Source organism: Pseudomonas sp. GM102, from assembly GCF_000282555.1.
Lineage (GTDB): Bacteria > Pseudomonadota > Gammaproteobacteria > Pseudomonadales > Pseudomonadaceae > Aquipseudomonas.
This window is the reverse complement of the sequence record NZ_AKJB01000015.1, coordinates 1-23,666: the sequence shown is the minus strand read 5'-3', so window position 1 is coordinate 23,666 and position 23,666 is coordinate 1. Positions and strand designations below refer to the sequence as shown.

Genomic DNA, 23,666 nt, shown 5'->3' with positions numbered 1-23,666 from the left:
GCTTGCCCGCGATGGCGTCAGAGCGTCCACCGGATAATCCGGCCTCGTTTATCAGCTAAATACAAAGCATCCTAACTATTGCGTTGACATTCTCTGCCTAGGCAGTAACATCTCGACATACATTCTCTGCCTAGGCAGCTAATCGGTGGTCAGATGAAACATTTCACCTCATACGATTTCCATAATTGCCACCTCGGCCTTTTGCTCGGACGTGCCGCGCTGCTCAAGGACCGGATCATCGACACGCACATGGAACCCCACGGCATTACCGCCGCGCAGTTCAAAGTGCTGATCATCATGGCCCAGTTCGGCGTCGATACCCCGGCCGAGCTGTGCCGTCACTTGTCGCTGGACAGCGGTTCGATGACCCGCATGCTCGATCGTCTGGAACAGAAAGGTTTCCTCGCCCGCCAACGCTCTGAGGCAGATCGGCGTCAGGTTCAGTTGGTGCTGACCGAACAGGGCCAACAGCTGACCGACCAGCTGCCGCAGATCGGCGCCGACGCGATGAATGAACTGGCCGGCGCCATCACCCCGGAAGAATTGAAAACCCTGGAACAGATCCTGAAGAAAATTCTGGTAGCCGCGGGTGACTCGATCACCCTGCTGCGGGTAGGTGGCCATGAACAGTAAAAGCCTGCGTAGCGGCCTGAGCCTGGTGCTGTTGGCCATGAGCCTCGCCGGTTGCGCCAGTTACAGCGGCCTGACCACCGAAGGCGTCAGCCTCGATGCGAAAAATCTAAAGGCCGGGCAATCCCTCAACGGCGTGACCCTGTCGCCCGCGGCGTGGCCGAAAAGCGACTGGTGGAAAAGCCTTGGCGATCCGCAACTCGACGGTCTGATCCGCGAAGCCTTGCACGACAGCCCCGACATGCAAATCGCCGACGCCCGCGCTCATCAGGCCAGCGCCGCCGCGTATGCCGCCGACGCCGCGCGGATGCCGACCCTCGATGCCAGCGCCGGCGTCAGCCGTTCGCGTCTGGCTCGCGATCAGGACCCGAGCGGGCAGGGCGGCACCTACTCCACCGTGCGCAACGTTGGTGCCACTTTCAATTACAACTTCGACCTCTGGGGCGGTCAGCGCGACGCCTGGGAAGCCGCATTGGGCGAGGCCCGTGCCGCCGAAGTCGATCAGCAGGCCGCGCAGCTGACCTTGTCCGCCGACGTCGCCCGCGCCTACAGCGATTTGGGGCAGGCGCATATCATCCATGACCTGGCCAGCGAAGACCTCAAGCGCACCCAACAAATGCTCGACCTCAGCCAGCGTCGCCTGAGCTCGGGGATCGACAGCCAATACCAGTTCCAGCAGACCGAAAGCCTGGAAGCCAGCGCCGAGGCCAGCCTGATCGACGCCGAGAAACGCCTGCAAAGCGCGAAAATCGCCTTGGCGGTGCTGCTGGGCAAAGGTCCGGACCGCGGCAATGAAATCGCCCGCCCGAAAGTGCTTCAGACCAGCGCCGTGGCGTTGCCGTCGGTGCTGCCGGCGGAGTTGCTCGGTCGTCGTCCAGACCTGGTGGCGGCACGCTGGCGGGTTGAAGCCGCGAGCAAAAACATCGCGGCGGGCAAGACCCGGTTCTACCCCAACCTCAACCTGAGTGCGGCGGCGGGTGTGGAGTCGTTGCTGGGCGATGCGATGTTCGGTTCGGCGAGTCGCTTCTTCAATGTCGCGCCGACGATCTCGGTGCCGATTTTCGACGGTGGCCGCCTGCGTGCCGACCTCGATTCCCGCAACGCCGATTACGACCTCGCGGTGGCGCAGTACAACAAAAGTCTGGTGAAAGCCCTGGGCGATGTCAGCGACACCATCAACCAGTTGCGCGATATCGGCCGGCAAATCGGCGCCCAGCAACACGCCACCGACATTGCCCAGGACTCTTACAACACCGTGGTCCAGCGCTACGGTTCCGGTATCGGTAATTACCTGGATGTGCTCAGCATCGAGCAGCAATTGCTCCAGGCCCAGCGTCAGCTGGCCAACCTGAATGCCGAGCAGATCGACCTGTCGATTCAACTGATGCAAGCGCTGGGCGGCGGCTTCCAGGGCGAAACCCTGACCGCAGCCAACGCAACCCCAGCCACTCAGCACAACTAATTCAAGGTACCCGTCATGGCCACTGTTGATACATCCCAAGCCCCTGACAACGCTCAAGACACGAGCAATCCACGCAAACGCAAAGTGATGCTGTTTGCACTGACCGTCGTGGTGATCCTCGCCGGGCTCGGCGTCTGGGGTTATCAAGAATTTTACGGTCGCTGGAATGAAAGCACCGACGACGCCTATGTGAACGGCAACGTGGTGGAAATCACCCCGCTGGTTACTGGCACCGTGGTCAGCATCGGTGCCGACGATGGCGACCTGGTCCACGAAGGCCAGGTGCTGGTCAACTTTGACCCGAACGACGCCGAAGTCGGTCTGCAAAGTGCCCAGGCCAATCTGGCCCGCACCGTGCGCCAGGTACGCGGTTTGTACAGCAATGTCGACGGCATGAAAGCCCAGGTCAATGCGCAGCAGGCCGAGGTGCAGAAAGCGCAGGATAACTTCAATCGGCGGAGAAACCTCGCTGCTGGCGGGGCGATTTCCCAGGAAGAACTGTCCCACGCTCGCGACGACCTGACTTCGGCGCAGAACGCCCTGGCCAACGCCAAACAACAACTCATGACCACCAGCGCGTTGGTCGATGACACCGTGGTGTCGTCGCACCCGGACGTGATGTCCGCCGCCGCGCAACTGCGTCAGGCGTACCTGACCCATGCCCGCAGCACTTTGATCGCGCCGGTCACCGGTTACGTGGCCAAACGCAGCGTGCAACTGGGGCAGCGGGTCCAGCCGGGCACCGCGCTGATGGCGGTGATCCCGCTGGATCAGCTGTGGATCGACGCCAACTTCAAGGAAACCCAGCTGCGTGACATGCGCATCGGTCAGCCGGTGGACATCGAGGCCGACCTCTACGGCAGCGACGTCAAATACAGCGGCACCATCGACAGCCTCGGCGCCGGGACCGGCAGTGCGTTTGCCTTGCTGCCGGCACAGAACGCCACCGGTAACTGGATCAAGATCGTCCAGCGGGTGCCGGTACGCATACATATCAACGCCGAAGAGCTGGCCAGGCACCCGTTGCGGGTCGGCCTGTCGACTCAGGTCGATGTGAACCTGCGCGACCAGAGCGGTCCGGTGCTGGCGCAACAGTCGCCGCAAAAGGCTTCGTTCAGCACCGGCATCTACGACCGTCAGTTGGCCGAGGCCGACGCGATGATCACCCAGCTAATCCATGACAACAGCGCCGCGGTCAGCAAAACCGCGCACCGCTGATTCGCCATCACACCGACCCTGTGGGAGCGAGCTTTTGTGGCGAGGGAGCTTGCTCCCGCTGGGTCGCGAAGCGACCCCAAAAGCACTGCGACTGCTTCGCAGCCGAGCGGGAGCAAGCTCCCTCGCCACAAAAGCTCGCTCCCATAAGGTCAGCTGCGTCAGTAACAGGCGCCGTGCCAATCAGGTTTCAAAGGATTTGCGATGAGCAATAACGCGTCTTTCACGCCGCCCAGCCTGCTGCTCAGTACCATCGGCCTGTCGCTGGCGACCTTCATGCAGGTGCTCGACACCACCATCGCCAACGTGGCCTTGCCGACGATTTCCGGCAACCTGGGCGTGAGTTCGGAGCAGGGCACCTGGGTGATCACCTCGTTTGCCGTGAGCAACGCCATCGCGCTGCCGCTGACCGGTTGGCTCAGCCGGCGTTTCGGTGAGGTGAAGCTGTTTCTCTGGGCAACGATGCTGTTCGTTCTGGCCTCGTTTCTCTGTGGCATCTCAACCTCGATGCCAGAGCTGATCGGCTTTCGGGTGCTTCAAGGCCTGGTGGCCGGTCCCTTGTACCCGATGACCCAGACGCTGCTGATTGCGGTCTATCCGCCCGCCAGGCGAGGCATGGCCCTGGCGTTGCTGGCGATGGTCACGGTGGTGGCACCGATTGCAGGGCCGATCCTCGGCGGCTGGATTACTGACAGCTACAGCTGGCCGTGGATTTTCTTTATCAACGTACCGATCGGGGGTTTCGCGGTGATGGTCGTGCGCCAGCAACTCAAGGCGCGTCCGGTGGTGACCAGTTACCAGCCAATGGATTACGTCGGTTTGATCACCTTGATCATCGGTGTCGGCGCGTTGCAGGTGATCCTCGACAAGGGCAATGATCTGGACTGGTTCGAATCGAACTTCATCATCGTCGGCGCGGCTGTTTCAGTGATTGCGCTGGCGGTGTTCGTGATCTGGGAAATGACCGACAAACACCCGGTAGTCAACCTGCGGCTGTTCGCTTACCGCAACTTCCGTATCGGCACCATCGTGCTGGTGGGCGGTTATGCCGGGTTCTTCGGTATCAACCTGATCCTGCCGCAATGGCTGCAAACCCAGATGGGCTATACCGCGACTTGGGCGGGTCTGGCGGTGGCGCCGATCGGTATTTTGCCGGTGCTGCTGTCGCCGTTTGTCGGCAAGTACGCGCACAAGTTCGACCTGCGACTGTTGGCCGGTGGCGCGTTCCTGTGCATCGGCTTGAGTTGCTTCATGCGCGCCGGGTTTACCAACGAAGTGGACTTCCAGCACATCGCTTTGGTGCAGTTGTTCATGGGCATCGGGGTGGCGCTGTTCTTCATGCCGACACTGAGCATTTTGATGTCGGACTTGCCACCGAGCCAGATTGCCGACGGCGCAGGCCTTGCGACCTTCCTGCGGACCCTGGGCGGTAGTTTTGCGGCATCGTTGACCACCTGGATCTGGATTCGCCGCGCCGATCAACACCATGCGTATTTGAGTGAAAGCATTACCACGTATGAGCCGGCAACCCGGGAGGCGTTGAACACGCTCGGCGGGGCGGGTAACCCGGCTTACGCGCAACTGGATCATGTGCTGACAAGCCAGGCGTACATGCTCTCCACCGTGGATTACTTCACGTTGCTGGGGTGGGCGTTCATGGGGTTGATTCTGCTGGTGTGGCTGGCGAAACCGCCGTTTGCGGCGAAGGCGGGGCCGGCCTCGGCAGGGCATTGATCGAACCCTTGTAGGAGCGAGGCTTGCCCGCGAAGACGTCGCCACATTCAACATCAATGTTGGCTGATATGACGCCTTCGCGGGCAAGCCTCGCTCCTACAGGGGTTTCATTCTGCAGTCAGGCGCGGGTTACCAAAATCAAACGGCGCCAGCGCAAACCCATTCTCATCCACCTGCAACGCCCAGCCCTGACGGTCCCAATCCCCCAACACAATGCGTTTGGCCGCCTGCTCGCCAATCTGCAACTTGTGGATGGCCGGGCGGTGGGTGTGCCCGTGGATCAAGGTTTTCACGCCATATTGCTGCATGACCCGCGGCACTTCTTCCGGCGTGACATCGACAATGTCATTGGCCTTCATCCGCGTTTGCGCGCGGCTTTCGCTGCGCAGCTTGCGCGCCAGTTTATGGCGAGTGCGCAAGGGCAGATTTCGCAGGATGAACCGGGTGATAGGATTGCGCAGGTAGCGCCGCAGCTTCATATACGCTTCGTCGCGGGTGCAGAGGCTGTCGCCGTGCATCAATAGCACTGGCTCGCCGTAGAACTGCACGACACTCGGGTCTTTCAACAACGTGCAGCCGGCCTGTTTGCAGAAAGCCTGGCCGAGCATAAAGTCGCGATTGCCGTGCATCAGAAAAATGGCCGTGCCGCTGTCGCTGAGGTCGCGCAGGGCCTGGCAGATGGAACGCTGGAACGGCGTCATGGCATCGTCGCCAATCCACGCCTCGAAAAAGTCGCCCAGAATGTACAACGCACTCGCTGAACGGGCACGTCTAGCGAGCAAATCCAGAAACGCCCGGGTAATGTCCGGGCGCTCCTCTTCCAGATGCAAGTCTGAAATCAGCAGTATCACTCAATGATCTCGGCTTTCTCGATGATCACGTCTTCTGCTGGTACGTCCTGGTGGCCGGCTTTGGAAGTCGTGGCCACGCCTTTGATCTTGTCGACCACGTCGGTGCCTTCGACTACTTTGGCGAATACGGCATAGCCCCAACCCTGAGTGGTTTTGCCACTGTGGTTCAGGAAGCTGTTGTCAGCCACGTTGATGAAGAACTGGGCGGAAGCCGAATGCGGCTCCATGGTGCGGGCCATGGCCACGCTGTACTTCACGTTCGGCAGGCCGTTGTCGGCTTCGTTCTGGATGCTTGGGCGCTTGTCTTTCTTTTCTTTCATGCCTGGCTCGAAACCGCCGCCCTGGATCATGAAGTTGCCGATGACACGGTGGAAAACGGTGTTTTCGTAGTGACCGGCTTTGACGTATTCGATGAAGTTGGCCACGGTGATCGGGGCTTTCTCAGCGTTCAGTTCCAGGACGATGTCGCCATGGTTGGTGGTCAGTTTGACTTGGGTCATGATCGGTACTCTTTTTTCTATGAATTCGTGGGTTTCGGGGCGTTCAGGCCCTCAACCAGTCCGGCCAGTGTCGGCCAAGGCAGGCAGTTTAGCGTGCCGGGCGCGAATTTCGAGGCTGTTTTTCATTGGCAGCCGATTAAATGCAACCGATTGCCGGCCTGCTCTGTCAGCCACTTGACAGCATCGGCTATGATAAGCCCCTTTGATTTATAACAGCCGCTTTGATTTGGCCAACTGGCCGCGCACTTGTACGTTCAAGGATCCTATGAGCAAGCCCACTGTCGACCCTACCTCGAATTCCAAGACCGGCCCTGCCGTGCCGGTCAATTTCCTGCGCCCGATCATCCAGGCGGACCTGGACTCGGGTAAGCACACGCAGATCGTCACCCGTTTTCCGCCTGAGCCCAATGGCTACCTGCACATCGGTCACGCCAAGTCGATCTGTGTGAACTTCGGCCTGGCCCAGGAATTCGGCGGCGTCACGCACTTGCGTTTCGACGACACGAACCCGGCCAAGGAAGACCAGGAATACATCGACGCAATCGAAAGCGACGTCAAATGGCTGGGCTTCGAATGGTCCGGTGAAGTGCGCTATGCCTCGCAGTATTTCGACCAGTTGCACGACTGGGCGGTAGAGCTGATCAAGGCCGGCAAGGCCTACGTCGACGACCTGACCCCTGAACAGGCCAAGGAATACCGTGGCAGCCTGACCGAACCGGGCAAGAACAGCCCGTTCCGCGACCGCTCGGTTGAAGAAAACCTCGACCTGTTCGCCCGCATGAAGGCCGGCGAATTCAAGGACGGCGCACGCGTGCTGCGGGCCAAGATCGACATGGCTTCGCCGAACATGAACCTGCGCGACCCGATCATGTATCGCATCCGTCACGCGCATCACCACCAGACCGGCGACAAGTGGTGCATCTACCCGAACTACGACTTCACCCACGGTCAGTCGGACGCCCTCGAAGGCATCACCCACTCGATCTGCACCCTGGAGTTCGAAAGCCATCGTCCGCTGTACGAATGGTTCCTCGAGAACCTGCCAGTACCGGCGAAACCGCGTCAGTATGAGTTCAGCCGCCTGAACCTGAACTACACCATCACCAGCAAGCGCAAGCTCAAGCAACTGGTCGATGAAAAGCACGTTCACGGTTGGGACGATCCGCGCATGTCCACGCTGTCGGGTTTCCGTCGCCGTGGCTACACGCCGAAATCGATCCGCAACTTCTGCGAAATGATCGGCACCAACCGTTCCGACGGCGTGGTCGACTTTGGCATGCTCGAATTCAGCATCCGTGACGACCTCGACCACAGCGCGCCACGCGCCATGTGCGTGTTGCGTCCGCTGAAAGTCGTGATCACCAACTACCCGGAAGGCCAGGTCGAAAACCTCGAATTGGCGTGCCACCCGAAAGAAGACATGGGCGTGCGCGTTCTGCCGTTCGCTCGTGAGCTCTACATCGACCGTGAAGACTTCATGGAAGAACCGCCAAAAGGCTACAAGCGCCTGGAGCCGAACGGCGAAGTGCGCCTGCGCGGCAGCTACGTGATCCGTGCCGACGAAGCGATCAAGGACGCCGATGGCAACATCGTCGAACTGCGTTGCTCCTACGATCCGCAAACCCTTGGCAAGAACCCTGAAGGCCGCAAGGTCAAAGGCGTGGTGCACTGGGTGCCGGCGGCTGCCAGCGTCGAGTGCGAAGTGCGTCTGTACGATCGCCTGTTCCGTTCGGCCAACCCTGAGAAGGCCGAAGACAGCGCCAGTTTCCTGGACAACATCAACCCTGACTCGCTGCAAGTTCTCACTGGTTGTCGTGCCGAGCCTTCGCTGGGCAATGCACAGCCGGAAGACCGTTTCCAGTTCGAGCGCGAAGGTTACTTCGTCGCGGATATCAAGGACTCGAAACCGGGCGCTCCGGTATTCAACCGTACCGTGACCTTGCGTGATTCGTGGGGCCAGTGATTCAAGGAACAATATAAAGTGCTAACGATCTACAACACGCTCACCAAGAGCAAAGAAGTTTTCAAGCCGCTGGATGGCAACAATGTGCGCATGTACGTCTGCGGGATGACCGTGTACGACTACTGCCACATTGGCCACGGCCGCAGCATGGTCGCGTTCGACCTGGTGACCCGCTGGTTGCGTTTCAGCGGTTATAACCTGACGTATGTGCGCAACATCACCGATATTGAAGACAAGATCATCAATCGGGCCAAGGAGAACGGCGAGCCGTTCGACGTGTTGACCGAACGCATGATCACCGCGATGCACGAGGACGAGGCGCGCCTCAATATCCTCAAGCCGGACATGGAGCCGCGGGCCACCGATCATATCGCTGGCATGCAGAGCATGATCCAGACCTTGATCGACAAGGGCTATGCCTACGCACCGGGCAATGGCGACGTGTACTACCGCGTCGCCAAGTTCATGGGCTACGGCAAGTTGTCGCGCAAGAAGATCGAAGACCTGCGCATCGGCGCACGGATCGAAGTCGACGAGTCCAAGCAGGATCCGCTGGACTTCGTGCTGTGGAAAGGCGCCAAGCCGGGTGAGCCGAGCTGGCCTTCGCCGTGGGGCGACGGGCGTCCGGGTTGGCATATCGAGTGCTCGGTGATGTCGACCTGCTGCCTGGGTGAAACCTTCGACATTCATGGCGGCGGCAGCGACCTGGAGTTCCCGCACCACGAAAACGAAATCGCCCAGAGCGAAGCGGCCACCGGCAAGACCTACGCCAACGCGTGGATGCATTGCGGCATGATTCGCATCAATGGCGAGAAGATGTCCAAGTCCTTGAACAACTTCTTCACCATTCGCGACGTGCTGGAAAAGTACCACCCGGAAGTCGTGCGTTACCTGCTGGTGTCGAGCCACTACCGCAGCGCGATCAACTATTCGGAAGACAACCTCAAGGACGCCAAAGGCGCGCTCGAGCGTTTCTACCATGCGTTGAAAGGCCTGCCGAATGTGGCACCGGTGGGTGGCGAAGCCTTTGTCGAGCGTTTCACTCAGGTGATGAACGACGACTTTGGTACGCCGGAAGCCTGCGCGGTGCTGTTCGAGATGGTCCGCGAGATCAACCGTCTGCGTGAGAGCGATCTTGATGCGGCGGCTGGTTTGGCGGCGCGCTTGAAGGAATTGGCGAGCGTGTTGGGCGTGTTGCAACTCGAAGCCGATGACTTCCTGCAGGCCGGTGCCGAAGGGCGGGTCGATGCAGCTGAGGTCGATGCACTGATCCAGGCTCGTTTGACGGCTCGTGCCAACAAGGACTGGGCCGAATCCGACCGTATCCGCGACCAGCTCACCGCCATGGGCGTGGTGCTGGAAGACGGCAAGGGCGGCACGACCTGGCGATTGGCTGACTGATGATCGTTCCCACGCTCTGCGTGGGAATGCAGCCCGGGACGCTCCGCGTCCCTTTCGAGAGCCGAACGCGGAGCGTCCGTTGAGGCATTCCCACGCGGAGCGTGGGAACGATCAGTCGCCTGCCTGGCGCAATCGCTTGTAAAGGGTATTGCGACTAACCCCCAACCGCCGCGCCAGGTGCGAAATATTCCCCCCAGCCGCCTGCAACTGCCGATTCAATTCCTCGGCATCATTGAGGTCGACGGTTAACGGCTCCGGCGAATCCACCGGCTCCATCTCCAGATCGACAAAAAAATCATCCGGCAAATGCTCAGGCCGCACCGGTTGTTCCTCAGCCATGGCCAGTGCCACCTGCATCACGCTGCTGACCTGGCGCAAATTCCCGGGCCACGGATGACGACTGAACAACTCCATCACTTCACGGCTCAAGCCAGCCCATTGGCTCGGTTCGCGGTGCTGTTCCCACAGCCGTTTGAACAGCGCTTCCTTATCGCTGCGTTCCCGTAGCGGCGGCAGTTCCAGGGTCAAACCGCCGATGCGGTAATACAAATCCTCACGAAACCGCCCCAACTGAACTTGTTCGCGCAACGAGCGATTGGTCGCTGAAATGATCCGAATGTCCACCGGGAACAGCTCGCTGCTGCCCACCGGTTGCACGCAACGTTCCTGCAGCACCCGCAACAGCCGCGCCTGGGTTGGCAGCGGCATGTCGCCGATTTCGTCGAGGAACAGCGTGCCTTTGTCGGCCTTGCGGATCAGCCCGATGCTGCCTTTCTGATTGGCACCGGTGAACGCGCCTTTCTCGTAGCCGAACAGTTCGGATTCCACCAATTCGGCGGGGATCGCTGCACAGTTGACGGCAATGAACGGTTGTTTGCTGCGTGAACTGGCCTGATGCAGGGCTTTGACGAAGACTTCCTTGCCGACGCCGGTTTCCCCGTGAATTAACAGCGGAATGTCTTTTTCCAGTAAACGCTCGGCCTGGCGCACGGCTTTTTCCACGCGGCTGTCGCCAAAATGCAGGGTGTTGAGGCTGATCGCGGTGGGCGCTGGCGCCGTGGGTTCAGCGCTCTTTATTTCAGAAAACAGCCTCGCTTGAATCGGCGCTTGTTTCGGCCGCTTCAACAGGCACTGGAAACGGTTGCGCCCCGAGGCTTGCAGGGCAAACGGCAGGCCGTCGGGCTGGTTCAGCAGTTCCAGCAATGAGACTTTGAACAGGCTTTCGACACTGACCCGCGACAGGCTGATGCCCAGCAGGTTGTCGGCCCGGCGATTGGCCGACAGCACCTGACCGGTTTCGTCGAAGATCAGCAACCCGGCCCATTGGCTGTCGAGGTTGTTCAGCCCGGTGTTGAAGGTCAGCTGGAAATGTTGGCCATGGAACAGGTTGAGGATCAGCCGGTTCTCCACGGTCTGGCTCATCATCTTGACCATGCCCAGGGTGTGCGACGGCGGCAGGTAGCTGTCGCTGGACACATCCAGCACCGCGATCACTTTGCGCTCGGCATCGAAAATCGGCGCAGCGGAACCGGTCATGAAGCGGTTGGCCTTGAGAAAATGTTCATCGTGTTCGATGTGCACCGCCTGCTCGCAGGCCAGCGCGGTACCGATCGCATTGGTCCCGCTGCAACGCTCCATCCAGCTGGCGCCAGCGCTGAAACCGCGAGTCAGGCTTGGCTCGATGAAACGCTGGGTACCCCAGGACGTCAGCACCTGGCCCTGATTGTCGGCGAGCATGATCAGGCAGTTGGAGTTGCTGAGGATGTTCTCGTAATACGGCAGGACTTCCTGATGGGTGGTCTGCACCAGTGAATGCTGGCTCTCCAGCAACTGAGCGATGCCATCGGCGTGTAGCTGATCGAACGCCGGCGCACTCTGATGATCGAGCCCGAACGCGCGGCAGCGGGACCAGGAGTCCTGGATGATGGCGTCGTGGGAGAGCGGCGGGGCGGGTGCGGCCATGGCAGTCGATCTCTGAGCAAGCTTTTATTGTTTTTATGGTTTTCACGCACAAGAGCACATTTCGCACGTGTTTCCGGCGCGACGCATACCTGTAGGAGCCAGGCTTGCCGGCGAAAGCGATTTCGACGACGCCTTCGCCGGCAAGCCTGGCTCCTACAGGGCAATGTGTGGCTGAAAACGTCTGTAGAGTGTTGTTCACTATTGTTCATTGTCAACCGCCGGATTGTTCAATTGTTCAGCCGCGGTTGTTCATTTCTGTTCAGCAACGAACGCGATTTTTCCTCCATTTGAAGGATTTCCAAGCCAGATCAATTGCTTGGAATTTCTGGCACGAATGTCGCTGTAGTGCTCCGGTCGCTTGACTCCAATAATAAAAAGGCCGAGCCATGTCACTAATCCTGGAGCACGTCAGCCGTACCGTCGAGGGCCAGACCTGGATCGACGATGCGTGCCTTAACTTCGAACCCGGATCGTTCAACGTTTTGCTCGGTCGCACGCTGTCCGGCAAAACCAGCCTCATGCGCCTGATGGCAGGTCTGGACAAACCCGACAGCGGCCGAATCCTGATGAACGGCGTCGACGTCACTCAACGCCCGGTGCGTTTGCGCAACGTGTCGATGGTCTATCAGCAGTTCATCAATTACCCGACCATGACGGTGTTCGAGAACATCGCCTCGCCGCTGCGTCAGTCCGGCGTTTCCAATGAGCTGATCCAGAGCAAAGTGTTGGAAACCGCGAAGATGCTGCGCATCGAGAAGTTCCTCCAGCGCCATCCTTTGGAACTCTCCGGCGGCCAGCAACAGCGCACGGCCATGGCCCGAGCGCTGGTCAAGGACGCGGAGCTGATTCTGTTCGATGAGCCGCTGGTCAACCTCGACTACAAGCTGCGCGAAGAGCTGCGCCAGGAAATGCGCGAGCTCTTCGCGGCCCACCACACCATCGCTATCTACGCCACCACCGAACCCAATGAAGCCCTGGCGCTGGGCGGCACCACCACGATTCTTCACGAAGGTCGGGTGATTCAAAGTGGCAAGTCCTCCGAGGTGTATCACCAGCCGCAAACCGTGCTGGCGGCGGAGCTGTTCTCCGAACCGCCGATCAACCTGATGCCGGGGCGAATTGCCGGCAACGAGGTCAGTTTCGCCAACTTCGTGCACTTCCCGTTGAACGTCGATCTGCGACCGGTGGGCGAGGGCGAGTTCCGTTTCGGCGTGCGTCCCAGCCACATTTCGCTGGTGCCGAGCAATGACGATGACCTCGAACTGGCGGTAACCGTCGAGGTGGCCGAGATCAGCGGTTCGGAAACCTTCTTGCACGTGCGCAACGAGTATTTCCTGCTGGTGCTGCACTTGCCGGGTGTTCACGAATACGACGTCGATGCGCCGATTCGCATCTATATCCCGACCCATAAACTGTTTGTGTTCGATATGCAGGGGCGGCTGGTCCAGGCGCCCGGTCGCCGCATTGCGAGGGTTGCCTGATGGCCGAAATCCGTTTGCAGAGCCTTGCCCACAGCTACACCCCTACGCCGACCGGCCCTGAGGATTACGCGATCCGCGAGATGGATCACGTCTGGGAACAGGGCGGTGCCTACGCGCTGCTCGGGCCTTCGGGGTGCGGCAAGTCGACCTTGCTCAACATCATTTCCGGGTTGCTCAGCCCGTCCCAGGGCCAAGTGCTGTTCGACAGCAAAGTGGTCAACGAACTGACCCCGGAAAAGCGCAACATCGCCCAGGTTTTCCAGTTTCCGGTGGTCTACGACACCATGACGGTGTTCGATAACCTGGCCTTCCCGTTGCGCAATCAGGGCATGGCGGAAGCGAAAATTCACACCAAGGTGCAGGAAATCGCTGAAGTCCTCGATCTCCAGGCACTGCTGTACAAAAAGGCGCGCAACCTCACCGCCGATGAAAAACAGAAAGTCTCCATGGGTCGTGGGCTGGTGCGCGATGACGTGTCGGCGATCCTCTTCGATGAGCCGCTGACGGTGATCGACCCACACCTGAAATGGAAACTGCGACGCAAGCTCAAGCAGATCCACGAGCAGTTCAACATCACCATGGTCTACGTCACCCACGATCAGCTTGAAGCCTCGACCTTCGCTGACAAGATCGCCGTGATGTACGGCGGCCAAATTGTGCAGTTCGGTACGCCGCGAGAACTGTTCGAGCGGCCGAGCCACACCTTCGTCGGCTATTTCATCGGCAGCCCGGGGATGAACCTGATCGAGGTCCAGCCACAAGCCGGCGGTGTCGGTTTTGCCGGGACTCACTTGCCGTTGTCCGACGCGATGCAGAAACGAATCGCCGAGTCCGAATGGAAAACCCTGAAGGTCGGTATTCGTCCGGAGTTCGTCCATGTGTGGGACGAACCCTTTGATGACGCGATGCAGGCACAGGTCGTACACGTCGAAGACCTGGGGACCTACAAGATCATGACCCTGAACCTCGACGGCACACCGCTGAAAGTACGCCTGGCCGAAGACAAACCGGTGCCCGAAGGCACGGCGTACATCAGCTTTCCGGCGCAATGGCTGATGGTCTATGCCGATGATTACCTGCTGGAGGTGCTGCCATGAACAAGGTGCAGAACAACAAGGCCTGGTGGCTGGTGTTGCCGGTGTTCCTGCTGGTGGCATTCAGTGCGGTGATCCCGATGATGACCGTGGTCAACTACTCGGTGCAGGACATCTTCGACCAGTCCAGCCGCTACTTCGTCGGCGCCGATTGGTACAAGCAAGTGCTGCTCGACCCACGGTTGCATGACTCGCTGCTGCGCCAGTTCATCTACTCCGCTTGCGTGCTGTTGATCGAAATCCCCTTGGGCATCGCCATCGCCCTGACCATGCCGACCAAGGGCCGCTGGTCGTCGGTCGTGCTGATTATTCTGGCGATTCCGCTGCTGATCCCGTGGAACGTGGTCGGCACCATCTGGCAGATTTTCGGCCGGGCTGACATCGGTTTGCTCGGTTCGAGCCTCAATGCCATGGGCATCAGCTACAACTATGCGTCCAATACCATGGACGCCTGGGTCACGGTGTTGGTGATGGACGTCTGGCACTGGACGTCGCTGGTGGCGCTGTTGTGTTTCTCCGGTTTGCGGGCGATTCCGGACGTGTATTACCAGGCGGCGCGGATTGATCGGGCGTCGGCTTGGGCGGTGTTCCGACACATCCAGTTGCCCAAGCTCAAGAGCGTGCTGCTGATCGCGGTGATGCTGCGGTTCATGGACAGCTTCATGATCTACACCGAGCCGTTCGTGCTGACGGGGGGCGGTCCGGGCAATGCCACGACCTTCCTGAGTCAGACTCTGACCCAAATGGCCGTAGGGCAATTCGACCTCGGCCCGGCGGCAGCTTTCTCGCTGGTGTACTTCCTGATCATCCTGTTGGTGTCGTGGCTGTTCTACACCGCCATGACTCACTCTGACGCCAATCGGTGAGGTCTGCCATGAGCAAGAGAAAGCTTATCCCGTTGCTGATCTACATCCTGTTCCTGCTGGTGCCGATCTACTGGCTGCTGAACATGTCCTTCAAGAGCAACACCGAAATCCTCGGCGGTCTGACGCTGTTTCCCCAGGATTTCACCTTCGCCAACTACAAGGTGATCTTCACCGACCCGAGCTGGTACACCGGTTATCTCAACTCGCTGTACTACGTGAGCCTGAACACGGTGATTTCCTTGAGCGTGGCGCTGCCGGCGGCGTATGCGTTTTCACGCTATCGTTTCCTCGGTGACAAGCACCTGTTTTTCTGGCTGCTGACTAACCGCATGGCGCCACCGGCAGTTTTCCTGCTGCCGTTCTTCCAGCTGTATTCCTCGATCGGGTTGTTCGATACCCACATCGCGGTGGCGTTGGCCCATTGTCTGTTCAACGTGCCGTTGGCGGTGTGGATCCTTGAAGGCTTCATGTCTGGCGTTCCCAAGGAAATTGACGAAACCGCCTACATTGATGGCTACAGTTTCCCTAAGTTCTTCGTGAAGATCTTCGTCCCGCTGATCGGCTCCGGGATCGGCGTCACGGCGTTTTTCTGCTTCATGTTTTCCTGGGTCGAGCTGTTGCTGGCGCGAACCCTGACCTCAGTGAACGCCAAACCCATCGCGGCGGTGATGACCCGCACGGTCTCGGCGTCCGGCATCGACTGGGGCGTGCTGGCGGCAGCGGGGGTGTTGACTATTCTGCCGGGCATGTTGGTGATCTGGTTTGTTCGCAACCATGTGGCCAAGGGCTTTGCCCTGGGCCGGGTATGAGGAACTGATGATGGAATGGATGAGTTGGACTGGCCCCACGGCGGCGTTCTTCAGCGTCATTGCCTTGATCCTGACGGGCATGACGACCTGGGAGTTGCGTTCGCCGAGTGTCCCTCGGCGTGGTTTGTTGCCGATTGCCACCACCCGTGGCGATCGGCTGTTTATCGGTCTTCTCGGCAGCGCCTACCTGCATTTGCTGGTAATCGGCGTCACCGACTGGAGCATCTGGGTAGCGTTCGCGTTGTCCCTGGTGTGGCTGTTGGCTGTGATGCGTTGGGGCTAGTCGAAATCGATCGGCATGCATGTCCCGAAACCTAAACAGGAGGTCTCTATGTTCGACAAAAACAATAAGCTGCGACATAGCGTTTCATTGGCAGCCATGCTGGCACTCAGCGGGTTGAGCGCTGCGGCCTGGGCCGATGCCTATGAAGACGCCGCCAAGAAATGGATTGGCAGCGAGTTCAAACCGTCCACCCTGACCCCGGAACAGCAGCTCGAAGAGTTGAAGTGGTTCATCAAGGCATCCGAGCCGTTTCGCGGGATGAGCATCAAGGTGGTTTCGGAAACCATCGCGACTCACGAATATGAATCCAAAACGCTGGCCAAGGCCTTTACCGAGATCACCGGGATCAAGCTGACCCACGACTTGCTGCAAGAAGGCGACGTGGTGGAAAAACTGCAGACCCAGATGCAATCGGACAAGAACATCTATGACGGCTGGGTCAACGACTCGGACCTGATCGGTACGCACTTTCGCTACGGCAAGACCGAATCGATCACCGACCTGATGGCCAACGAAGGCAAGGCCTACACCTCACCGACCCTGGACATCAAAGACTTCATCGGTATCTCGTTCACCACCGCGCCGGATGGCAAGGTCTATCAACTGCCCGACCAGCAGTTCGCCAACCTCTACTGGTTCCGCGCCGACTGGTTCGAGCGTGCGGACCTGAAAGCGAAATTCAAAGAAAAATACGGTTATGAGCTGGGTGTACCGGTGAACTGGTCGGCCTATGAAGACATCGCCAAGTTCTTCAGCGAAGACATCAAGGAAATCGACGGCAAGCGTATCTACGGGCACATGGACTACGGCAAGAAAGACCCATCCCTCGGCTGGCGCTTTACCGATGCCTGGTTTTCCATGGCCGGCGCTGGCGACAAGGGCATTCCCAACGGCTTGCCGGTGGACGAGTGGGGCATCCGTGTCGAAGACTGCCATCCGGTCGGTTCCAGCGTGACCCGCGGCGGCGACACCAACGGCCCGGCGGCGGTCTATGCGACTACCAAGTACGTTGACTGGATGAAAAAATACGCGCCGCCGGAAGCGGCGGGCATGACTTTCTCCGAATCCGGGCCGGTGCCGTCTCAGGGCAACATCGCCCAGCAGATCTTCTGGTACACCGCGTTTACCGCCGACATGACCAAACCGGGTCTGCCAGTAATGAACGCCGACGGCACACCGAAATGGCGCATGGCACCCTCGCCAAAAGGGCCGTACTGGGAAGAGGGCATGAAGCTCGGTTATCAGGACGCCGGTTCCTGGACTTTCCTCAAGTCCACGCCTGAAAAGCAAAAACTCGCTGCCTGGCTGTACGCGCAGTTCGTGACCTCGAAAACCGTATCGCTGAAGAAAACCATTGTCGGCCTCACCCCGATCCGCGAGTCGGACATCAACTCGCAAGCCATGACCGACCTGGCGCCGAAACTCGGTGGCCTGGTGGAGTTCTACCGCAGCCCGGCCCGCGTGCAATGGACCCCGACCGGGACCAACGTGCCGGACTATCCGCGTTTGGCACAACTGTGGTGGAGCCACATCGCCGAAGCCGCCAGTGGCGAGAAAACACCACAACAGGCACTGGACGGTTTGGCCAAGGATCAGGATGCGATCATGACCCGTCTGGAACGTTCCAAGGTACAACCGACCTGCGGGCCGAAAATGAACCCGGAGCGGGATGCGCAGTACTGGTTCGATCAACCGGGTGCGCCGAAAGCGAAACTGGCGAACGAGAAGCCTAAAGGCGAAACCGTGAGCTATGCCGAACTGCTGAAGTCGTGGGAGGCGGCGCGTAAGTAAACAGCGGGACCGCGTGAGGCAAAACGGCACCGAAAGGTGCCGTTTTCATTTGTGCCTGTTGGGCCGCCTTCGCGAGCAAGCCCGCTCCCACAGTTAATCGCAGGAGTTCCCCCAATGGTGTGTTCACTGGAGATCCATTGTGGGAGCGGGCTTGCTCGCGAAGGCGTCATTGAAATCGCCGCGAGCATTTCAGGTCAGCGCCGCCAGTTGTTCAACCGTTTCCGGAAAACGCTCAACCAGCCGGATAAGGGTGGTGGCCTGAGCATTAGGTTTCGCCCGTCCTTGTTCCCAGTTCTCCAGCGTCCGGGTATTCGTACGCAAATACATCGCGAATACCGAACGGGAAAGGTTGAGCTGTTGGCGTATGGCTACCACTTCCTCGGCAGTGATTGGCACCAGTTTTGGCAGTTTGACCTTGTGGGTTCGCAGCGTGACCTTGCCTTGGCGCTCGTCGGCCAAGGCTTCAAGGCCTTCCATCAGTTCGGCAAAAATGTCACGTTTCATAGTGGGATCTCGTGTTGATTTCGCTATCTAGAGTTTGTCTGAAAAGTTTCTTCTGGGAAGGCGACAAGTCGTCTTGCTCGTTTTTGCTATATACGGTGAATAGCCAGAATTGATCAAAACCCGACCACCAGTAATAAATCACCCTTAGTCCACTGCGCTTGCCTTTGCCGCGTCGCTGGTCGGAGAAACGGACCTTTCGCAACCCGCCCATACCTTCCACCAGGTCGCCAGTTTCCGGGTTTTTCAGCAGCTCCAGTTGAAAGCTGCGAAACAGTTCGTCGTCCAGATAGTCATTTCTGTGTTTTTGAAATGCGGGTAATTCGATAAAAAGAGCGTCCATGTTCTGTACGTTACCTGCGTATATTTCTATCACAAGAATCGAATAGGTCAAGGCTTCTGTGCCTGCCAATTCGGTCAAGTCATTACATTAATGTCGAAGGCGGGATCGGGATGTAGGACGCGGCTGATTCACCCGCGAGGCGATTCTGGAAAGGGGGGATGAGACTGGGGAAGGCAGGCCGGGCTAACCCAAATTGCTAAAACTGTGTACTGGACAACCAATGGGTCGGCGACATTTATTCCTCGGGGGCGGGAAACCCCAATCGAAACACCGTCACCGTCCCGGGCAAGCTTTTAACCTGTGCCACGCCCTGATGCAGGCTCATGATCGAACGCACGATGGCCAGGCCCAGTCCGGTGCTGCCTTGCGAGCGGGAGCGGCTGCTGTCGACCCGGTAGAAGCGGTCGAACAGATGCGGCAGAGAATTACCCGCATTTCAAAAGCATCGAAGTGACTACCTGTACGACGAACTGTTTCGCAGCTTTCAACTGGAGCTGCTGAAAAACCCGGAAACTGGCGACCTGGTGGGCGATGGCGGTGGATCAGTCAGCATCATTGACGACTGACAGATCGCTATCGCGAGCAGGCTCGCTCCCACAAGGGGATCATCTACTTGGTTGAAGCTGCGTCTTCGTCGCGTCGATGGGCGAGCTGATACAACGCCGGCAGTATCAGCAGCCAGGCTCGCTCCCACATTAATTCTTTGCCCTGATTCAACAGAGTGGCAGCTACATAACGGATATGTAATCTCCACGCCACCGTCACGAAAGGTTCGGATTGTTACCTTGACCTCGTTAGTTAATTAAACGAGGAGTCAAACATGAAACTTGCACAACTGAGTGCGTTTGCAGCGGCGTTGGTGATGTCTTCTGTTGTTTTGGCTGAAGGCGGCGGCGATAGAGCCTTTGAAAAAATGATGGCGGCCAATGACCGCTCGGTGGAGAAGCTTGTCGCCAAAGAACAGGCGCGTGACCCCGTCGTGTTGAATGAAAAGAAGGACGACAAGACCAAAGACTTGTAAGCGTGTCGCACTTGAACTAGCCCGTCATCGAGCGTCGATGCCGGGCTTTTTTATGAGTCGGATTTCGAAGGTGCGGAATATGAAATTGATCAAGTTGATTGCATTCGCCGGGGGGATGGCGATGTCCATGAATGTGCTCGCTGAAGGTGGCGGTGACAGGACGTTCGAAAAGATGCTGAGCGCTAACACCCAAGCCATGGAGCAATACGCTGCCAGCCAGGGAAAACCTGCGCCGGTGGTGAAAGACTACGAATACGGAATGAAGCTAGATGTGGTGAAGGTGGTGAAGGTGGTGAGCGTTGTGCGGCCGCAAGTTGCCTGCGCCGTAGTACCTACCGCAATGACCTATGAAGATTCTCAAGGCCAACTCAACACCATCAAATACACCGTGGCGGGGGATTGCCGCAAACGTGGCGGCTGACACGGCTTCCACCTGTGCAAACGCGGGAACTGACACCGCTTTCCCCCTACACAATTCGTATTTCAATTCGGGATGTTTAAAGGCGTTAGTGCAAACACAGAAGCTTCCCACAATGTTTTCAGGTTGTCCGTCGGACGTCCGCTCTCTAGCCTGTGCATGTCGCTGCCAATTCAGCGACCGGGATTGGAAACCCCGAGTAGAACCGAGAGCACAAGCGCCTTTGATAACGTATCCTTGCGCACATTCCAATGTGTGCACTCCGTTATGGCGGCTGTGCGCGGGAGACCTTCGGGTCAACCGGGTTCTCCGTTCCCCGGGTTTCCAACCTGCGTACAGCTGCCACCCCTTCGTTCGGAAACCGAATGGGCCAGCTCCACTGCTAGACCGGAGATACACCATGAAAAAGCCAACACCCAACCCTCCCGAAGCAAACACAGCTACGGACACCGACCCTACATCCCCCTACGCCTCCATCGACACCAAAAAACTCCACGAAGCCGCCGAACGCGCCCTCGATTACTACCTCAACCCCGTAGCCCACATCATGGCCAAGCCCTACACCCCCAACCGGATGTTTTTCGCCAATCCCAAAGCCGACACCGAATCCCTGCTGGCCAATGCCAGCGAGTCATTGTCCTCGGCTACGGTCATGCTCGGTGACTTCGCCGCTCTGCTGGAAGGCACCCACCGCAAGACCCTGCTGGGTATTGCTCAAGTGGTCATGCTGGGGGAGCTGGCGGTGAATCAGGCGTTAGATAACGTTGAACCGGGTGAGTAGTCGCGACGACGGTTCTTAAAGAAGCAAAAAAACGCGGCGCTAGAATGGCCGCGTTTTTTATTGAAAGGACTGGCAAAATTATTCGCTGGTTTTAGGCAAGTACCCCGAAGAATTTTCCGCTGAGATGGAACACGCAATAACCTAGAAAAGAATAGGCCAGCATCCGGGTGGGAATAATGACCAAACGTCGCAGGGGTAAGGGAAAACGAGCGATCTCATCCATTGCATGGGGATCACTGTCCGACAAAAAGTCATCGTCCAGCAAAAGCATGGTGGAAATGTGGGACAAGCGACAGTAGCGGCCATACGCGCCGTTTCCCATCACTCGACGATTGCGAGCGACGAAGTACGATTCTTTCAGGAGAGACTCAATCTCAGCCAGTTTGAAAAAGCTGACGTATATCTTTGCGATCACAGCCAACAAGGCCAAGACAAGACAAGCGATCAATGTGGCGATACAGAGCAATTTCAGGTCGCTCGTCGGTTTGGAAACTGTCATGCGTAACCAGTCGAAACCGAGCCAAATCAAGAGTAACCCAGCACCGGTCAGAGCGGCTCGCATCAGGTGTCCCGGAATCTTTCCCCATTTTTTCAGGTGCTCAGGAAAAATCTCGGCCTCCATGACAGCATACGGATCTAGCATTTGGAGATGTGTAAAACGGCCTGTTAATGCTCCTATCTGCCTAACCCTTTTCATTCTTCCCCATAGCCCATTTCCCAACGTTTTGCGATTAATGCTCACAAGATGAGACGCAATGAAGTGCCCCTCCATTTGATCAAGCCGAAAATAGGCGGCAAACATCACGATTGCCTCGCTGAGGAAAATAAGTAGAAGTACAACTCCCCATGATGAGAGGTAAATAAAATCAAGATGAGGGCCAATCACAGGTAATCCTTCGCATCTATCCAAACCAGAATGCCAAGTCCCCACAAGATGCAAAACGCATCAACGTGGCCAATTATCTGGTCGAGGGGCATTACTCATTCACCTCGTACAGTTTCTCACCGAAAAATTCTCCAGCATGGCTACCGCTGTCTCCCATTTGCGCGGCCAGCATGCCACTCACAACCAACATGCAAACTACTCCTCCCGTTCCGGCTGTCCCCACTCCAATTGCGGCACATGTCATTGGTGCAAGAGTTGGGGCCAGTCGGCCCGCTATCATTCCGCCTACAACGTTTCCAGATAGTTTCGAACCCTCCACAAATTTCGCCTGACGACATTCCTCCTCGCGCCCAGTGCGACACGTTTCGTAAATCTTCGTCGCCGCAGAACCAGCCCCCAGCCCAATGGCTACATAGCCGCCTGCCTTCAAGTATTTAGAAGCTTGCGCCACGCCTTCGATATGTGTTGCGTAGCCTGGTAACTGAGCCGGTGCGCCAGCCTTGTTCCAGTTGTGCACGATCCTTCGCGTGGACAAGCCTAGTACCCGTTTAAGTTTTGGATGATCCGCTAGGCCCGTAGTCTTACGAACCAAAGGCTCTAAACCGGCATCCAGTTTCGTCATCAACCTTTTGCGTTTCGCAAAAAAATCCGGGGACTTCAGGTGTCCATGCTGGCGGTACTGCTCCATGTGTAACCGCTCAAGTTCTTTAAGCGTGTTCTTAAGCGTTTCCATATGCTGACCCACCATAAACGATGCAACACCCAACGCTCCGGAAGAAACGCCCAAAAATGGCTCAATCACCTCATGGTGCTCAACCATGAATGAAGCCTCTTCATCCGTCAGATCCTTCAGCGCTTCATTCACTTTCTCCGCTGCTGCCATCATTTGCGCCTCTTCGCGCCGGCACATGTAGTTGCGCGAATCGCTGAAGATAACCATTTGCCCCGGTTTTACCTGTTCCCCGAGATGGCGGTTGAGCGAGCGGAACTCGCGGCGCAGCACATCGCTGGGTGTGATTTCGAAAAGCGAGCGTTCCAGTGCTTCGAGGGTCATGGGTGTCTGGACGATGTGGAAGCCGGACTCTGCTGGTTTGGGCAGGGTGAAGGCGTGTTCTTCCACCAGATGTTCTGCCGGTGCTGGCTCGGGTTTGGGTTTGAAGGCGTTCCAGGAAGCTCCGCCGTTATCCGCAGCGACGCGCGGCTTCACCAGTGCCCAGTCACCGTTACTGACGGCATCGATGAGTTTTCGCTGGTTGGCCCCTTGCATGTAGTTGGAGCGATTGAGGCCCACCGCGTTTAGCAGTTCGTCGAAGCCAGGCAGATCGTCCGGGCGGTTCAGTGCCTGTCGGAAGTCTTCCATGGCTTGGTAGGTGTCGAGTACTTGGTCGCGTAGGCCATGGAGTTCACTTTTGGGGATGAGTCTGGTCACGTTTGTGTCCCGATCCGTAAAACGGGGGACTTTGGCGAGCAGCTTCAAGTTTGAATGCCGGGTGATTCTGTTTTAGGCGTAGGGGAAATCCGATTTATCCGCGCGCCACAGATTAGGCAGTAACGCTGTAGGACGAAGCTGATAATTCGGCGAGAGCTTCGGAGATTGCAGAAGAAGGGCAGGGCCGCAGTAATAAATCCCACAAACGCAAAAACGGCACCCGAACAGACTGTGTGAAAACCTAG

At 58.1% G+C, this 23,666-nt stretch carries 22 protein-coding genes and 2 pseudogenes; 16 read left to right on the top strand and 8 right to left on the bottom strand.

Annotated elements, in window-relative coordinates; genetic code table 11:
• Window positions 1-153 precede the first annotated feature (153 nt).
• The 4 genes from PMI18_RS24905 (at window position 154) to PMI18_RS24920 (ending at window position 5,041) form a co-directional block, all read left to right on the top strand.
• A complete protein-coding gene (locus PMI18_RS24905) occupies window positions 154-633 on the top strand; it encodes a MarR family winged helix-turn-helix transcriptional regulator (RefSeq protein WP_007896150.1) in 480 nt (159 codons plus the stop codon).
• Complete coding sequence (locus PMI18_RS24910; protein WP_007896149.1) at window positions 623-2,092, top strand: efflux transporter outer membrane subunit; 1,470 nt, start codon at window positions 623-625, stop codon at window positions 2,090-2,092. Before PMI18_RS24905 ends, PMI18_RS24910 begins: the two co-directional genes overlap by 11 nt.
• Before the next feature lie 15 nt (window positions 2,093-2,107).
• A complete protein-coding gene (locus PMI18_RS24915; RefSeq protein WP_007896148.1) occupies window positions 2,108-3,310 on the top strand; it encodes an HlyD family secretion protein in 1,203 nt (400 codons plus the stop codon).
• 201 nt (window positions 3,311-3,511) lie between these two features.
• Window positions 3,512-5,041: a DHA2 family efflux MFS transporter permease subunit gene (locus PMI18_RS24920; RefSeq protein WP_007896147.1), complete on the top strand. Its 1,530-nt coding sequence runs from the start codon at window positions 3,512-3,514 to the stop codon at window positions 5,039-5,041.
• A 107-nt stretch (window positions 5,042-5,148) separates the two neighbouring features.
• On the opposite strand, the gene lpxH is transcribed toward PMI18_RS24920, so the two are convergent.
• Window positions 5,149-5,892, bottom strand: coding sequence for a UDP-2,3-diacylglucosamine diphosphatase (gene lpxH / locus PMI18_RS24925; protein WP_007896146.1), 744 nt, complete (start codon window positions 5,890-5,892; stop codon window positions 5,149-5,151).
• A complete protein-coding gene (locus PMI18_RS24930) occupies window positions 5,889-6,392 on the bottom strand; it encodes a peptidylprolyl isomerase (RefSeq protein WP_007896145.1) in 504 nt (167 codons plus the stop codon). Before PMI18_RS24930 ends, lpxH begins: the two co-directional genes overlap by 4 nt.
• 265 nt (window positions 6,393-6,657) lie before the next feature.
• On the opposite strand from PMI18_RS24930, the gene PMI18_RS24935 reads away from it, so the two are divergent.
• Both PMI18_RS24935 and cysS read left to right on the top strand, forming a co-directional pair.
• A complete protein-coding gene (locus PMI18_RS24935) occupies window positions 6,658-8,355 on the top strand; it encodes a glutamine--tRNA ligase/YqeY domain fusion protein (protein ID WP_007896144.1) in 1,698 nt (565 codons plus the stop codon).
• A gap of 18 nt (window positions 8,356-8,373) precedes the next feature.
• Complete coding sequence (gene cysS / locus PMI18_RS24940) at window positions 8,374-9,756, top strand: cysteine--tRNA ligase (protein ID WP_007896143.1); 1,383 nt, start codon at window positions 8,374-8,376, stop codon at window positions 9,754-9,756.
• Window positions 9,757-9,867: 111 nt separating this feature from the next.
• Here cysS and PMI18_RS24945 read toward each other — a convergent pair whose 3' ends face one another.
• Window positions 9,868-11,718, bottom strand: a complete 1,851-nt coding sequence (locus PMI18_RS24945; RefSeq protein WP_007896142.1) for a sigma-54-dependent Fis family transcriptional regulator — start codon at window positions 11,716-11,718, stop codon at window positions 9,868-9,870.
• Between the two features lie 386 nt (window positions 11,719-12,104).
• Here PMI18_RS24945 and PMI18_RS24950 point away from each other — a divergent pair, with 386 nt between their 5' ends.
• Genes PMI18_RS24950 through PMI18_RS24975 form a run of 6 tightly spaced genes read left to right on the top strand, consistent with a single transcriptional unit; the run spans window position 12,105 to window position 18,042 of the window.
• Entirely contained in the window at window positions 12,105-13,199 is a 1,095-nt protein-coding gene (locus tag PMI18_RS24950; protein ID WP_007896141.1) for an ABC transporter ATP-binding protein, read from the top strand.
• A complete protein-coding gene (locus tag PMI18_RS24955) occupies window positions 13,199-14,296 on the top strand; it encodes an ABC transporter ATP-binding protein (protein WP_007896140.1) in 1,098 nt (365 codons plus the stop codon). The genes PMI18_RS24950 and PMI18_RS24955 overlap by 1 nt, the downstream gene beginning before the upstream one ends.
• The gene (locus PMI18_RS24960) at window positions 14,293-15,159 is read left to right on the top strand and encodes a carbohydrate ABC transporter permease (RefSeq protein ID WP_007896139.1); all 867 of its coding nucleotides are present in this window, start codon (window positions 14,293-14,295) and stop codon (window positions 15,157-15,159) included. Before PMI18_RS24955 ends, PMI18_RS24960 begins: the two co-directional genes overlap by 4 nt.
• An 8-nt stretch (window positions 15,160-15,167) precedes the next feature.
• Entirely contained in the window at window positions 15,168-15,968 is an 801-nt protein-coding gene (locus tag PMI18_RS24965; protein ID WP_007896138.1) for a carbohydrate ABC transporter permease, read from the top strand.
• 10 nt (window positions 15,969-15,978) lie between these two features.
• Window positions 15,979-16,251 (top strand): DUF2160 domain-containing protein, encoded by a 273-nt coding sequence (locus tag PMI18_RS24970; RefSeq protein ID WP_033035859.1) that lies wholly within the window; start codon window positions 15,979-15,981, stop codon window positions 16,249-16,251.
• A gap of 48 nt (window positions 16,252-16,299) precedes the next feature.
• The gene (locus tag PMI18_RS24975) at window positions 16,300-18,042 is read left to right on the top strand and encodes an ABC transporter substrate-binding protein (protein ID WP_007896136.1); all 1,743 of its coding nucleotides are present in this window, start codon (window positions 16,300-16,302) and stop codon (window positions 18,040-18,042) included.
• 189 nt (window positions 18,043-18,231) lie between these two features.
• Here PMI18_RS24975 and PMI18_RS24980 read toward each other — a convergent pair whose 3' ends face one another.
• The 3 genes and pseudogenes from PMI18_RS24980 to PMI18_RS30025 all read right to left on the bottom strand — a co-directional run.
• Complete coding sequence (locus PMI18_RS24980; protein ID WP_007896134.1) at window positions 18,232-18,546, bottom strand: helix-turn-helix domain-containing protein; 315 nt, start codon at window positions 18,544-18,546, stop codon at window positions 18,232-18,234.
• Window positions 18,536-18,886: a toxin gene (locus tag PMI18_RS24985; protein ID WP_032836267.1), complete on the bottom strand. Its 351-nt coding sequence runs from the start codon at window positions 18,884-18,886 to the stop codon at window positions 18,536-18,538. The genes PMI18_RS24980 and PMI18_RS24985 overlap by 11 nt, the downstream gene beginning before the upstream one ends.
• Before the next feature lie 235 nt (window positions 18,887-19,121).
• Window positions 19,122-19,307 (bottom strand): annotated as a pseudogene (locus PMI18_RS30025) (ATP-binding protein); the annotation flags it as partial.
• 37 nt (window positions 19,308-19,344) lie between these two features.
• Between PMI18_RS30025 and PMI18_RS31435 the strand changes: the two are divergent.
• The 4 genes and pseudogenes from PMI18_RS31435 to PMI18_RS25000 form a co-directional block, all read left to right on the top strand.
• Window positions 19,345-19,428, top strand: a pseudogene (locus PMI18_RS31435) (toxin); the annotation flags it as partial.
• A gap of 278 nt (window positions 19,429-19,706) precedes the next feature.
• Window positions 19,707-19,907 carry a co-regulatory protein PtrA N-terminal domain-containing protein gene (locus PMI18_RS24990; protein ID WP_007896131.1) on the top strand — a complete coding sequence of 67 codons (201 nt, stop codon included), beginning with the start codon at window positions 19,707-19,709 and terminating at the stop codon, window positions 19,905-19,907.
• Between the two features lie 79 nt (window positions 19,908-19,986).
• On the top strand, window positions 19,987-20,328 hold the full coding sequence (locus PMI18_RS24995) for a DUF2790 domain-containing protein (protein ID WP_033035857.1): 342 nt from the start codon (window positions 19,987-19,989) through the stop codon (window positions 20,326-20,328).
• Window positions 20,329-20,725: 397 nt separating this feature from the next.
• A complete protein-coding gene (locus PMI18_RS25000) occupies window positions 20,726-21,106 on the top strand; it encodes a DUF6124 family protein (protein ID WP_007896129.1) in 381 nt (126 codons plus the stop codon).
• Between the two features lie 91 nt (window positions 21,107-21,197).
• Here PMI18_RS25000 and PMI18_RS25005 read toward each other — a convergent pair whose 3' ends face one another.
• Together PMI18_RS25005 and PMI18_RS0129310 are read right to left on the bottom strand one after the other, a co-directional pair.
• The gene (locus PMI18_RS25005; protein WP_238542583.1) at window positions 21,198-21,992 is read right to left on the bottom strand and encodes a hypothetical protein; all 795 of its coding nucleotides are present in this window, start codon (window positions 21,990-21,992) and stop codon (window positions 21,198-21,200) included.
• A gap of 91 nt (window positions 21,993-22,083) precedes the next feature.
• Window positions 22,084-23,421, bottom strand: coding sequence for a hypothetical protein (locus PMI18_RS0129310; RefSeq protein WP_007896125.1), 1,338 nt, complete (start codon window positions 23,419-23,421; stop codon window positions 22,084-22,086).
• Between the last annotated feature and the right edge of the window lie 245 nt (window positions 23,422-23,666).